General features: G+C 72.4%; 14 protein-coding genes. 6 read left to right on the forward strand and 8 right to left on the reverse strand.

The window, feature by feature from the left end; genetic code table 11:
* The 4 genes from OUY22_RS20540 to OUY22_RS20555 form a co-directional block, all read right to left on the reverse strand.
* The coding region (locus tag OUY22_RS20540; RefSeq protein ID WP_270156675.1) for an ISL3 family transposase at nucleotides 1-1,031 on the reverse strand (1,031 nt) is incomplete at its 3' end.
* 137 nt (nucleotides 1,032-1,168) lie between these two features.
* A complete protein-coding gene (locus tag OUY22_RS20545) occupies nucleotides 1,169-1,498 on the reverse strand; it encodes a hypothetical protein (RefSeq protein WP_270156676.1) in 330 nt (109 codons plus the stop codon).
* Between the two features lie 106 nt (nucleotides 1,499-1,604).
* Nucleotides 1,605-3,035: a serine/threonine-protein kinase gene (locus OUY22_RS20550; RefSeq protein WP_270156677.1), complete on the reverse strand. Its 1,431-nt coding sequence runs from the start codon at nucleotides 3,033-3,035 to the stop codon at nucleotides 1,605-1,607.
* 110 nt (nucleotides 3,036-3,145) lie between these two features.
* On the reverse strand, nucleotides 3,146-4,273 hold the full coding sequence (locus OUY22_RS20555) for a CaiB/BaiF CoA transferase family protein (RefSeq protein ID WP_270156678.1): 1,128 nt from the start codon (nucleotides 4,271-4,273) through the stop codon (nucleotides 3,146-3,148).
* A gap of 144 nt (nucleotides 4,274-4,417) precedes the next feature.
* On the opposite strand from OUY22_RS20555, the gene OUY22_RS20560 reads away from it, so the two are divergent.
* Together OUY22_RS20560 and OUY22_RS20565 are read left to right on the forward strand one after the other, a co-directional pair.
* The gene (locus OUY22_RS20560; RefSeq protein ID WP_270156679.1) at nucleotides 4,418-5,266 is read left to right on the forward strand and encodes an aldo/keto reductase; all 849 of its coding nucleotides are present in this window, start codon (nucleotides 4,418-4,420) and stop codon (nucleotides 5,264-5,266) included.
* A gap of 98 nt (nucleotides 5,267-5,364) precedes the next feature.
* On the forward strand, nucleotides 5,365-6,993 hold the full coding sequence (locus OUY22_RS20565) for an FAD-binding protein (RefSeq protein ID WP_270156680.1): 1,629 nt from the start codon (nucleotides 5,365-5,367) through the stop codon (nucleotides 6,991-6,993).
* A gap of 20 nt (nucleotides 6,994-7,013) precedes the next feature.
* Here the strand turns inward: OUY22_RS20565 and OUY22_RS20570 are convergent, their stop codons facing one another.
* Complete coding sequence (locus tag OUY22_RS20570; protein WP_270156681.1) at nucleotides 7,014-7,571, reverse strand: helix-turn-helix domain-containing protein; 558 nt, start codon at nucleotides 7,569-7,571, stop codon at nucleotides 7,014-7,016.
* 62 nt (nucleotides 7,572-7,633) lie between these two features.
* On the opposite strand from OUY22_RS20570, the gene OUY22_RS20575 reads away from it, so the two are divergent.
* On the forward strand, nucleotides 7,634-8,401 hold the full coding sequence (locus tag OUY22_RS20575; RefSeq protein WP_270156683.1) for an SDR family NAD(P)-dependent oxidoreductase: 768 nt from the start codon (nucleotides 7,634-7,636) through the stop codon (nucleotides 8,399-8,401).
* A 69-nt stretch (nucleotides 8,402-8,470) separates the two neighbouring features.
* On the forward strand, nucleotides 8,471-9,517 hold the full coding sequence (locus OUY22_RS20580) for an NAD(P)-dependent alcohol dehydrogenase (RefSeq protein ID WP_270156685.1): 1,047 nt from the start codon (nucleotides 8,471-8,473) through the stop codon (nucleotides 9,515-9,517).
* Here OUY22_RS20580 and OUY22_RS20585 read toward each other — a convergent pair.
* Nucleotides 9,501-10,127 carry a DsbA family oxidoreductase gene (locus OUY22_RS20585; RefSeq protein WP_270156686.1) on the reverse strand — a complete coding sequence of 209 codons (627 nt, stop codon included), beginning with the start codon at nucleotides 10,125-10,127 and terminating at the stop codon, nucleotides 9,501-9,503. The genes OUY22_RS20580 and OUY22_RS20585 overlap by 17 nt on opposite strands.
* A 160-nt stretch (nucleotides 10,128-10,287) precedes the next feature.
* Between OUY22_RS20585 and OUY22_RS20590 the strand changes: the two genes are divergently transcribed.
* Together OUY22_RS20590 and OUY22_RS20595 are read left to right on the forward strand one after the other, a co-directional pair.
* Nucleotides 10,288-11,454 (forward strand): cytochrome P450, encoded by a 1,167-nt coding sequence (locus OUY22_RS20590; protein ID WP_270156712.1) that lies wholly within the window; start codon nucleotides 10,288-10,290, stop codon nucleotides 11,452-11,454.
* Nucleotides 11,455-11,515: 61 nt separating this feature from the next.
* Nucleotides 11,516-11,926: a PPOX class F420-dependent oxidoreductase gene (locus OUY22_RS20595; RefSeq protein WP_270156688.1), complete on the forward strand. Its 411-nt coding sequence runs from the start codon at nucleotides 11,516-11,518 to the stop codon at nucleotides 11,924-11,926.
* Between the two features lie 3 nt (nucleotides 11,927-11,929).
* Here OUY22_RS20595 and OUY22_RS20600 read toward each other — a convergent pair whose 3' ends face one another.
* Both OUY22_RS20600 and OUY22_RS36945 read right to left on the reverse strand, forming a co-directional pair.
* The gene (locus OUY22_RS20600; RefSeq protein WP_408638184.1) at nucleotides 11,930-12,382 is read right to left on the reverse strand and encodes a LuxR C-terminal-related transcriptional regulator; all 453 of its coding nucleotides are present in this window, start codon (nucleotides 12,380-12,382) and stop codon (nucleotides 11,930-11,932) included.
* Complete coding sequence (locus OUY22_RS36945) at nucleotides 12,325-12,573, reverse strand: response regulator transcription factor (protein WP_408638185.1); 249 nt, start codon at nucleotides 12,571-12,573, stop codon at nucleotides 12,325-12,327. Before OUY22_RS36945 ends, OUY22_RS20600 begins: the two co-directional genes overlap by 58 nt.
* Nucleotides 12,574-12,575 lie beyond the last annotated feature (2 nt).

Genomic DNA, 12,575 nt, shown 5'->3' on the forward strand with positions numbered 1-12,575 from the left:
TACTTGCGGACGGTGCGGAAGGCTAGGCCGAGTTCGCGGCTGATGGCGTTCAGCGACAGGCTCTTGGCCCGCAGCGCCTGGACCTGAGCATAGCGTTCGTGTGTCCGTGCCACCATCGGCCGTTCGTTGCCGTAGGAGTCCAGGGTCTTGGGCCGCTCGACGGGTTCGGACTCGCTGCCGATGTCGTCTCTGATCGTGGTGTCGTGTTCGGGGACTTCCTGCAGGCAGGATCGGTGCGCGCGGATCGTCTTCTCCAGCGCCGTCGCGAGGTTCTGCCACAAATGGAAGCGATCGGCGACTTGCGTGGCCTCGGGGGCGCCCTCGGGGGCGCCCTCACGGGCGCCGTCGGCGTAGGAGCCAGCCCTATCTCGGCAGATCACCTGCACCCCGGGATGGTCCTTCAGCCACGTGGCCAAGTCGGTGGCGGTCCGGCCGTCCAGCAGATCGATAGGACGGTGGGTGTCCATGTCCACCAGGACGGTGCCGTATGAGTTTCCGCGCTTCTTGGCGAAGTCGTCGACACCCAACACCGTGACCTGCCCTATCTCGGGATCGGGCAGCGCCCGCAGTATCCGTAGCAGCGTGGATCGGCTGACCGGCACGCCGACCAGGCAGGCCATGCGGGCACCGGCTCGCCCGGCCAGTGCTATCGCGATCGAGGTAAGAAGAGCGCGTAACGCGTTGCTACGCCGGGCGTGCCGCTGGGTCAGCCCGTCGATCTGTTCTGCGAAGATCTCCCGGCCACAGGAGGGGTCGCCGCAGAAGAAACGGCGCACCTCCAACTCGATCTTGACCGGCCGCCCGCCCGTCGCCAGATCCCACACGGTCCGGCGATACCGGCTGTGCACTCGGGTCGAGAGCAACCCACACTCCGGGCACGGGGCCTCACTCGCCACGGTGCGCGCCGCGATCAGCATGGTGCCACCGAGGTCCTCAACATCGAAGACATCCATCTCCCGCAGAGCGGGGCAGAACAAACGAAGGCAGCAGGCGTTCTCGCCCGCCGGCGCATGCAGCACAATGAACCCCACGGCCGCTCGTTAGTGATCAGGTTCTCGACAAACCAGATCGTTGACGAGCGGCCATCTCTGTGTGGGGTCCGTTACAAGATCGCGATAACGAGAAGAAGCGCCAGGATCCTCTCGCCGAGCTCACCCTGAGTAGCTGATCATCGAGAGTGAGTCAGAGCCCTTTTGCACGGCCACGGACAGCGCAGGGCGGTGCGTAGTTCATCGAGCTTCTTCGATTGCTCGTCCGGCCGGGTCTGTTGGATGCAGATGTCATCGAGCCGGTAGTAGAGCTCGCCTGTGATGTGGGCCCACTCCAGGAACTCCAGGTAGGCCGTTCGTCGTGCCTCACGGATCTGGACATGATGTTGGGCCTTAACAGATGCTTCGGCCTGGATTCGCGCTGCGCGTGCGTTCCCGATACTGGCTACCCATCCCGCTAAGATCGCCGTCCCGCCGGTCAAAAGCGCGACCCATACGGTGCTGTCCACACGATCTCCTGGTTCGGATCGGCGCGTTCGCGCCTGTGCATCCACAGTCGGGTGTTCTTAGCAGCTATGAAGGATCAAGAAAGCAAGAGGACTCACGGTGCCCGCTTCACCGCGGGAGCCAGACCGCGATGAGGGAGATCAGCGCGATCGGTCCCATCACGGCCGACGACACCACGATCGCGCGGTGGCCGGGCAGCAGGCGGGCGAGGGCGCGTGAGGCGGATCGCCGTACCGGGCCGGCGCCCGGCAGGACGAACAGGCCCAGGGTGAAGGCGCCCGCGGCCAGGGAGTCGACGTCGCTCGCGCTCAGCGGGCCCACCCGGTGCAGGAGTATCGCGGCGGTCATGCCCAACGCCAGGGCCAGGAGGGTGTGGCCCAGCGCCACGAGCGCGGCCCTGGCCGGCGTCCGCCGGTCCGGGCCGAGGAAGTGGTCGGCGGCGCGCAGTCCCAGCGCGAGCGCCGCCACCGCCAGGCCCGCGGTGACCGGGTTGATGATGGTCACCGACATCAGCGTCACGAGGGCGAGCACGCCGACGAAGTCGCTGCCTGCCAGGAACCGCCGGAGGTCGAAGGGCTGCGACGGCGAAGGGTTGTCGCCCCGCGACCGGTCACGCGGCTGGTCTCGCGGCTGGTCGAGGTGGCGGGTCGGCGGGTGCGCAGGCGCGGGCGCGTACTGGACGGGTGGGAGCAGGTCGGAGACGGTGTTCAGCGTCAGGGTGCGGTCCGGCCGGGGCGCGGCGGCCGGGTTGAGGGCCTCCGCCGTACGCAGGAGTTCGCGGGCGCCGGGCCGGGCCGCCGGGTCGATCTCCATCGCCCGCGCCAGCCAGCCGCGCAGCCAGGCGGGAGCCAGGTCGAGCCGGGCCCGTCCTTCCATGGTGTTGTAGCAGACCGCCTCGAACGGTCCCGTCCCGAACGGCGGCTGACCGGTGGCGGCGAAGAACACCGTCGAGGCCAGCGCGTGCACGTCGGCCGCCTGGGTGATGCGCGTGCCCCGGATGATCTCCGGGGCGAGGTAGCCGGGCGTGCCGACGAACATGCCCGTCCGGGTCAGCCTGACCGCGTCCACCAGGTGCGCGATGCCGAAGTCGATGACCAGCGGCTGACCGTCGACCATGATGACGTTGGACGGCTTGAGATCGCGGTGGATCACTCCGGCCGCGTGGATGTCGACCAGCGCCCGGCACAGCCCGACGGCCAGGCGGGCGACCTCGCGCGCCTCCAGCGGCCCCCGGGTCAGCACGGTGTCCTCCAGCGTGCGGCCGGGGGCGAACTGGGTCACCACGTACGGGCGCTGCCCCGCGAGCTCGGCGTCGATCAACTGGGCGACGTGCCGGCTGCGGACCCGCCGCATCGCGTCCACCTCACGCGACAGCCGGTCGCCGGCCTTGAGGTCGGCCCGTACGTGCTGGTGCAGTTCCTTCACCGCCACTTCCCGGCCCGCACCGTCGAGACCGAGGTGCACCGTCCCCATGCCGCCTTCGCCGATCTTCCTGATCAGCCGGTAGGGGCCGAGCTGCTCCTGCGTCTGCGTGCTCATTCGCGGACGTCATCCTCCGTGTCGTGCGCATCGGTCGGGGCCCTGCTCGTACCGGGATCCCTTGGGATGCACAGTAAGCCAAGAACGACCGGAGCGCGTCCGCGAGCCGCTCACCCCCGCAACAGCCGGCGGACCCACTCCTCGTCCTGCCCGAGCGACGGCGGCCGGAGGCGGTAGGTGGGCGGGGTGGCGCCGAGACGGATCGGGTTGGCGACCTGGCCGACGCCGTCGAGCTCCACCGCGGGTTCCAGGCCGAGGTCCTCGGCCAGGGCGAAGGCGGCGGCCAGGTCGTTGATCGGCCCGCACGGCACGCCGGCGGCGGTGAGCAGGCCGAACCACTCGTCGGCGGTGCGCGCGGCGAGCGCCTTGTTCAGCTCGCCGACGAGCCGGTCGCGGGCGGCGACCCGGCCGGCGTTGGTGGCGTACCTCTCGTCGCCGGCCAGGTCGGGCCGCTCCAGCACCGCGCAGAGTGCCCGGAACTGCCGGTCGTTGCCCGCCGCGATGACGATCGCCCGGTCCGCGGCCTGGAACACCTCGTACGGGACGACGCTCGGATGCCGGTTGCCCATGGCCTTCGGCACGACCCCGGCGGCGGCGTACGCGGAGGAGTGGTTGGCCAGCGCCGACAGCAGGGACGACAGCAGCGAGATCTCGACCCGCTGGCCCTCGCCGGTCCGGTCGCGGTGGCGCAGCGCCGCGAGGACGCCGAGCGCGGCGTGCAGGCCGGTGATCACGTCCACCACGGCGACGCCCGCCTTGGTGCCCTCGCCGCCGGGCTCGCCGGTGACGCTCATCAGCCCGCCGACGGCCTGCGCGATCAAGTCGTAGCCGGGCAGTCCGGCGCCCGCCCCCGAGCCGAAACCGGTGACGGAGCAGTAGACGAGGCCGGGGTTGAGCGCGCGCAGCGTCTCGTGGCCGAGGCCGAGCCGGTCCATGGTGCCCGGCTTGAAGTTCTCCACCAGCACGTCGGCGCGGGCCGCCAGGGCTCGCGCGACCTCCAGGTCGCCCTCGTCGCGCAGGTCGAGGGCGATGGACCGCTTGTTGCGGTTGACGGCGAGATAGTACGTGGCCTCGCCGCCGGGGGCGTGCGGCGGGCCCCAGTGGCGGGTGTCGTCGCCGGCGCCGGGTCGTTCGACCTTGACCACGTCGGCCCCGAGGTCGGCCAGGAGCATCGTGGCGTACGGTCCCGCCAGCACCCTGCTGAAGTCGGCGACCAGCAGCCCGTCCAGCGCGGTCATGCCGGCGCTCCCGGCTGCGGCGGGTGCTGAAGGTGACACGTGCTCAGCTTCGACATGTTCGCTACGGTACGCAGCGCCCTGACCAGGATGACCGGCCGGGGCGTCGCTTGACGTGGAGCCCGCTCCAGCCGACAAGCTGGTCGTATGCAGACTCGTACCATCGGAAGCCGCACCGTGAGCGCCATCGGGCTCGGGGCGATGCCCATGTCGGTGGCCGGCCACATGCCCGACGCGGACCAGTCCGTCCGCACCGTCCTCGCAGCTCTGGACGCCGGCCTGACACTGATCGACACCGCCGACGCCTACACGCCCGACCACGACGACCCCGGGCACAACGAGCGGCTGGTCGCCCGCGCGCTGTCGCTGTGGCCGGGCGACCCGGGAGAGGTGCTCGTCGCGACCAAGGGCGGGCACGTGCGCACGCCCGGCGGCGGCTGGGACGTCGACGGCAGCCCCGACCACCTCAAGCGGGCCTGCGAGCGCTCGCTCAAGGCCCTGGGCGTCGACAGCATCGGGCTCTACCAGCACCACCGGCCGGACCCGAAGGTCCCGTACGAGGAGTCCATCGGCGCGCTGAAGGACCTGCACGACGCGGGCAAGATCCAGATGGCCGGGATCTCCAACGCGAACCCGGAGCAGATCAGGCTCGCCCACGCCATCCTGGGCGAGCGGCTGGTGAGCGTGCAGAACCAGTACTCGCCGCGCTTCCGGTCCAGCGAACCGGAGATCGACGTGTGCGCCGAGCTGGGCCTGGCGTTCCTGCCCTGGTCGCCGCTGGGCGGCATCGGCCGCACCGGCGAGCTGCGCGCCGCCTTCGCCGAGGTAGCCGAGGCTCGCGGCGTCTCGCCGCAGCAGGTCTGCCTCGCCTGGGAGCTGGCCCGCAGTCCGGTGGTCATCCCGATCCCCGGGTCCAGCCGGCCGGAGTCGATCCGCGACTCGGCCGCCGCCGCGTCCCTGGAGCTGAGCGCGGAGGAGGTGGCGCGGCTGGGCTGACGGCTGCCCCGCCCCTGTTTGACTCCTCGCTCGGCGATCGCGCAGACTGGCCCGTACCGGACAGTAGTGTCCGGTACGGGCGAGCGCAGGAGGACCGGATGACCGACCAGTGGGACTACCTCGTGGACGTCCTGGTCGCGGGCACGGGCGCGGCAGGGCTGACCGCCGCGATCACCGCCGCGGACCAGGGCCTGGACGTGCTGATGGTCGAGAGCACCCCGAAGTGGGGCGGCACCACGGCCATCTCCGGCGGCGGCCTGTGGGTGCCGGCGAACCCCCTGATGGTCCGGGACGGCGTCCGCGACTCCGCGGAGGAGGCCCTGACGTACATGGACGACGTCATCGGCGACGCCGGGCCGGCCTCGTCGCCGGAGCGCAGGCAGGCGTTCGTCCGCACCGGCCCGGAGGTCGTGCGGTTCCTCGGCCGCAAGGGCGTCCGCTGGCGCAGGTCCCCCGACTACCCCGACTACTACCCGGACCGGCCCGGCGGCAAGATCGGCCGCTCGCTGGAGGTCGCCGGCTTCGACACCAAGCTGCTCGGCGACTGGTACGCCTCCTCGCGGGCCAAGGACGGCATCCCGCTCCCCCTCATGACGAACGACGTGTGGCTGCTGGCCCGCGCCTGGTCCACGCCCTCCGGTTTCGTACGGGGCGCGCAGTTCGTCTTCCGCTCGATCGGCGCGTACGCGAGCGGCAAGCGGCCCGTCGGCCTCGGCGGCGCGCTGGTCAGCTCACTCATGCACATCGTCCGTACGCAGCAGACGCCGGTCTGGCTCTCGTCCCCGGTCGTCGAGCTGATCCTGGAGGACGGCGCGGTGGTGGGCGCCGTGGTGGACAAGGACGGCAGGCGGCGCAGGGTCCGCGCCCGGCGCGGCGTGGTGCTCGGCGCGGGCGGCTTCGCCCACAACCGGGAGTGGCGGGAGAAGCACCACGGCATCCCCGGCTACTCCTCGGCGCCGCAGGGCGACCTGGGCACCGCCATCGAGGCCGGCGCCCGCGCGGGCGGCGCGCTGGCGCTGATGGACGACGCCTGGTGGGGCGGAAGCGCGCTCGGCCCGGAAGGCGGCGCCCACTTCATGCTCGCCGAGCGGTCCATGCCCTTCGGCATCATGGTGGACGCGAACGGCGACCGCTTCGCCAACGAGTCGGAGTCGTACGTCGACCTGGGGCACCACATGCTCCAGCACGACGTGCCGGGCCCCATGTGGCTGATCACCGAGGCCCGCCACGCGCGGCGCTACCTGAACACCACCCTGCTCGGCCGCAAGAAGGAGTGGGCGCGGGCCGGCCTGCTCGTGGAGGCCCCGTCGCTGGAGGAGCTGGCGAAGCGGATCGACATGGAGCCGGAGCGGCTGCGCGCCACCGTCGAACGGTTCAACGGCTTCACCCGCACCGGCGTCGACGAGGACTTCGGCCGGGGCCGCACGGCCTACGACAACTACTACGGCGACCCCCGGGTCAAGCCCAACCCGAACCTGGGCCCGCTGGAGAAGGGGCCGTTCCGTGCCATCCGGGTGTATCCCGGCGACCTGGGCACCAAGGGCGGCCTGCTCACCGACGAGCACGGGCGGGTGCTGCGCGAGGACGGCTCGGTCATCGCCGGGCTGTACGCGGCGGGGAACACGACGGCGTCGGTGATGGGCCGCACGTATCCGGGCCCCGGCTCGACCATCGCGCCGGCCGTCGTCTTCGGCTACCTGGCCGCGCGCCACGCCGCGACCCGCTGACGGCGGGGCCGCCGGGCGGCTCAGGGCTCGATGCCCCGGCGCAGCAGGGCCCACATCCGCTCGGCGGTCGCGGGGCGCTCCCGCGCCGGGACCTCGGCGAGCAGGAGGGCGACCATTCCGACGGCCATGATGAGGTCGCCGGCCGTCACGTCCTCGCGGATCCGGCCGGCGCGGCGCGCCTCGGGCAGCCGGCCGGCCAGCAGCCTGGTGACGCGCTCGCGCACGTCGAGGATGCGCTCGTCGGGCTGCGTCGGCACGGTCACCATCCTGACGAACGCGGTGGAGGCGATGGACTGCTCGGTGATCAGGGCGAGCACGTCGTCGAGGGTGGCGTCGGGCCGGGCGGCGAGCGCCTCCAGGTCGGCCAGGCTGTCTTCGAACACGGCGAGCGCGAGGCTGACCCGGTCGGGGAAGTGCCGGTAGAGGCTGCCCTGCCCGACGCCGGCCGCGCGGGCGACCATGGTGAGCGGCGCGTCGTAACCCGCTCCGGCGAAGACCTCGCGCGCCGCCGCGATGAGCGCCGCCCGGTTCGCCGCCGCGGCGCTGGGTCCGCGATTGGGTCGACGCTCGGCTGACATGGCGGCTATCGTAGCAACCGGACAATGTTGTCCGGTTGGTGCCTGGCGAGAGGACGGACCCTGTGACCACTTTCGACGACCGCGTCGCCCTCGTCACGGGCGCGGGCTCCGGGATCGGCCGGGCGATCGCCATCGCCTTCGCCGCCGCCGGAGGCCGCGTCGTCGTCGGCGACCTCGACCCCGAACGCGCCGCACAGACGGCCAAGGAGATCAACGGCTCGGCGCCGGACGGCCCCGCCGCCGTCGCGGTGACCGCCGACATCGCCGACGAGGCCGCGGTCGCCGCGCTCGTACGGACCGCGATCGACACGTACGGCCGGATCGACGTGCTCTTCAACAACGCCGGGATCATCGACACGATGGCCCTGCCCGCCGAGATCCCGCCGGAGCTGTGGGAGCGCGTCCTGCGGGTCAACCTGACCGGCACGTTCCTGGTCACCCGCGCGGTGCTGCCGCACCTGCTCCGCCAAGGGCGCGGCTCCATCGTCAACATCGCCTCGGAGGCCGGCATCCGCGGCGGCGCGGCGGGCGCCGCCTACACCGCGTCCAAGCACGGCGTCGTCGGCCTGACCAAGAGCGTGGCCTGGGCGCACGCCAAGGACGGCATCCGCTGCAACGCCATCCTGCCCGGCGCCACCCTGACCAACATCGCCGACGGGGCGACGTTCGACCAGGCCGGCGCCGCCCGGCTGAGCCCGGTGCTGGCGCTCGGCGACCAACTGGCCCAGCCCGAGCAGATGGCCGACGCCGCGCTGTTCCTCGCCTCGGACGCGGCCTCGTTCGTCAACGGCGCGATCGTGCCGGTGGACGGCGGCTGGTCCGCGGGCTGACCCTCCTTGATCACGCCGCGCTACACCCGGCGTGATCAAGGGTAGGAAGAGTGACAGGAGGTGGCGTTGATGCGCGCGTTGCGGTTGCCGGCCTGGAAGTCGGAGCCCGAACTGGTCGAGGTGCCCGACCCTGAGCCGGGTCCGGGGCAGGTGGTGATCAAGGTGGGTGGGGCCGGCGCCTGCCATTCCGACCTGCACCTGATGCGTGACTTCACGGGCGGGCTGCCCTGGGCGCCGCCCTTCACGCTCGGCCACGAGAACGCCGGCTGGGTGCACGCCGTCGGCGACGGCGTCACCGGCCTGGAGCCCGGCACGGCCGTGGCCGTCTACGGGCCGTGGGGGTGCGGCGTCTGCGAGCGGTGCCGGCTCGGCGTCGAGACCTACTGCGAGAACCCGGCGGGCGCGCCGGTGCCCGCGGGCGGCGGAGGGCTGGGCCTCGACGGCGGCATGGCCGAGTTCATGCTCGTGCCCGACGCCCGGTTCCTGGTGCCGCTGCCCGACGGGCTCGACCCGGTGGCGGCGGCCCCGCTGACCGACGCCGCGCTCACGCCCTACCACGCGGTACGCCGGTCCTGGGCCAAGCTGCCGCCGGGCAGCACCGCCGTGGTGATCGGCGCGGGCGGCCTCGGGCACCTGGCGGTGCAGATCCTCAAGGCGACCACGGCCGCCCGGGTGATCGTCGTCGACACCCGCGAGCAGGCCCGGGAGAGCGCCCTGCGGCACGGCGCCGACCACGCGGTCGCGCCGGGCGAGCGGGCCGCCGGCGAGATCCGCGAGGCCACCGGCGGCCGGGGCGCCGACGTGATCATCGACTGCGTGGGCGCGCAGGAGACGCTGGCCCTGGCGGGCGCCGTCGCGCGGATGCTCGGCGACCTCACCATCGTCGGCATCGCCGGGGGCGCGCTGCCGGTGACGTTCGGCTCGCCGCCGTACGAGGTGTCGGTGCAGTCGACGTACTGGGGCACCAGGCCGGAGCTGAGCGAGGTGCTCGACCTCGCGGCACGCGGGCTGATCCGGGCGGAGGTCACCACGTTCCCGCTGGACCAGGCCGTGGAGGCCTACCACCGGCTGGAGAACGGCGAGCTCACCGGCCGCGCCGTCATCGTCCCGAACTGAGCGACCCGTCGTCCAGCAGCCGTCGCAGGTCCGCGACCGGCCGCACGCCGGGAACCGGTGGGCGGTCGTCGATCACCAGGCTGGGCACGCCGGTCACGCCGCGCTCGGCCGCGCGGCGCCGGTCGGCGCGCACGTCGCCGGCGTAGGCGTCGCCTTCCAGGACGGCGCGGGCCTCGTCGCCGTCCAGCCCGGCCAGCTCGCCCAGCCCTTGGAGGACCTCCGCGTCGGCCACGTTGCGCCCTTCGGTGTGGTACGCGCGCAGCAGCAGTTCCATCAACTGGTCGGCCCGGCCGCGGTCGGCGGCCAGCTTGGTCAGCCGATGCGCGTCGAAGGTGTTCACCGGGCGGGCCAGGTGCAGGTTCAGGTCCAGGCCCTCGGCCTCGCCCACCGACCGGATCAGGGCGATGCGGGCGGGCGCCTGATCGCCCCGCCATTCGGCCATGGCCTCCGCGGCGGTCGGGCCGGGGGTCCGGCTCGCCTCCGGCGCGAGTTCGTAGGCCCGCCAGACGACCTCGACGCCCTCGTGGCGCCGGTCCAAGGCGGCCGTCAGGCGTCTCTTCCCGATGTAGCACCAGGGGCACAGCACATCGGCGTACATCTCGATCTTCATATACGTCCCATCCGGTGATCGTGGAGCACGGCCGCCATCCTGCGATCTCAACCTCGGTTGAGGTCAACCTTCGCCGCCTGGGCGGCGACCGGCCCTTGTTCACGATCCGATGCGGTGATATCGGTGTGCTCAGACGCCGAGACAGGAGTCGCATCAGGTGATGGACGACGCCCGCAAGATCAGGCGGACCGCCGCCCCCGGGACCTGCCCGGTCAGCCGGGCCGCCGACGGCACCTGGCAGGTGCGCGGATTCGCCGAGGCGCGGGCCGTGCTGCGCGCCGAGGCCACCGTGCAGGCCGGACTGGGCGTCGAGACGGTGGACAAGGCGCCCGCCGGGATCCGCCGGCCTGTCCTCTACCGCGACGGCCCCGAGCACCGCGAGCACCGGCGGCAGACCGCGCGCTACTTCACGCCGCGCCGCGTGGACGAGCACTACCGCGGACTGATGGCGGACATCGCCGACCGCCAGCTCGCCAGGCTGCGCGCGGACGGCTCGGCGCAGCTGTCCGATCTGAGCTTCGGCATGGCGATCGGGGTGGCCAGTGCGGTCATCGGACTCACCGAGAGCAGGCCGGGCATCCGCCGCAGGCTGGAGCGCTTTTTCCCGGAGAAGTTCGGCAGACCCGGTTTCACCAGCCTGAGCGGGATCTACTGGATGGGACGGCAGATCCACAGCTGGGGCAGCATCTACCTGGCCGACGTCCGCCCCGCGGTCCGGCCGCGCCGCCGGGAGCCGCGTGACGACCTCATCTCCCATCTGATCGCCGAAGGATGCACCGACGCCGAGATCCTCGGCGAGTGCCTGACGTTCGCCGCGGCGGGGATGGTGACGACGCGGGAGTTCATCTGCGTCGCCGCGTGGCAGCTGTTCACCGACGAGGCGCTGCTCGACCGGTACCGGAAGGCCGAGGAGCCGGAACGGCTGGCCGTGCTGCACGAACTCCTGCGGCTCGACCCCGCGGTGGCGCGGCTGCGGCGGCGCACCACCGCGGACCTCGAACTCCCCGGGCAGGTCACGGTTCCCGCGGGCGAGGTGATCGAACTGCTCGTCGACGAGGTGAACGCCGACCCCCGGGCGGTGGGTTCCGGGGCGCTGTCCGCGTGCCCCGGCCGGGACCTCGACGAGGGCGCCGGGCCGGCGGTGCTCTCCTTCGGCGACGGCCCGCACCGGTGTCCCGGCGCGGGCATCGCCATCCTGGAGACGGACGTCTTCCTCACCCGGCTCTTCGCGCTGCCGGGGATCCGGATGGCGGCGGCGCCCACGGTCGGCTTCAAGGACGAGATCGGCGGCTACGAGATCCGCGGCCTCACCGTCACCACCGGCTGACGACGTCCCAGGTCAGGGCGTCACGGGCGCGGCGTGATCCCTGGGCCCTATGCTGCCGATCATGAGCATCCCTCTCAGCGACAGCGCCCGGAGCCTCCTCAAGGCTCCCAACCTCGGCGTTCTCGCCACTCTCAACCCCGGCGGCGGTCCGCAGACCTCGGTCGTCTGGGTCGGCACCGACGGCGACGACGTGGTCATCTCCTCCCAGGCGGGAAGGCGCAAGGTCCGGAACCTGGAGCGGGACCCACGGGCCAGCCTCAGTGTGTTCGACCTTTCGGAGCCCGACAGGTACGTCGAGGTCCGAGGGATCGCGACGATCACCGAGGACGAGGGAAGGCGGCTGGCGGTGAGGCTGGCGGAGGAGTACGCGGGTGAGGGAGCCGGCGAGGAGTACCTCCGGCTGCCCCCGGAACTGGTGCGCGTGACGATCCGCATCACCCCGCAACGGGTGACGGGGAACGCGGCGGGATGAGGGTCAGCCGTCGGCGGCCGGTCTGAGCAGGCCGATCTCGTACGCCGCCGCCACCGCCGCCGCCCGGTCCTTCACGTGGAGCTTGGCGAAGACGTGGAGCAGATGCGTCTTGACCGTCGCCTCGGTGATGAAGAGCTTCCCGGCGATGTCACGGTTGGTCGCGCCCCGGGCGATCATCTTGAGCACCTCGAGTTCGCGGCGGCTCAGCGTGCGCGGCGCCTCCGGTGCGCGGGCCTTCGCCGTCAGCACGCCGGCCACCGTCGGGGACAGCACGGTCTCGCCGCGGGAGGCCGCCTGCACGGCACGGCGCAGGTCGGCACGGGGCGTGTCCTTGAGGAGGTAACCGGTGGCGCCCTGCTCGATCGCCGGCAGCACGTCGGCGTCGTCGTCGAACGTGGTCAGGACCAGCACGTGGACGCCGGGCGTCTGCTCGCGGAGCCGGCGGATGACCTCCACGCCGCCCGTCCTCGGCATGCGCAGGTCCAGGAGCACGACGTCGGGGCCGGTGCGCAGGCCACGGCGAGGGCCTCGTGCCCGTCGGCCGCCTCGCCGACGACCTCGAAGCCGGGGTCGCCGGCGAAGATGCCGCGCAGGCCGTCCCGGACGATCGGGTGGTCGTCCACGATGATCAATCGGATCGGCGGCATCG

Origin of the sequence: Nonomuraea corallina (assembly GCF_027620315.1) — a bacterium.
GTDB classification, from domain to species: Bacteria; Actinomycetota; Actinomycetes; order Streptosporangiales; family Streptosporangiaceae; genus Nonomuraea; species Nonomuraea corallina.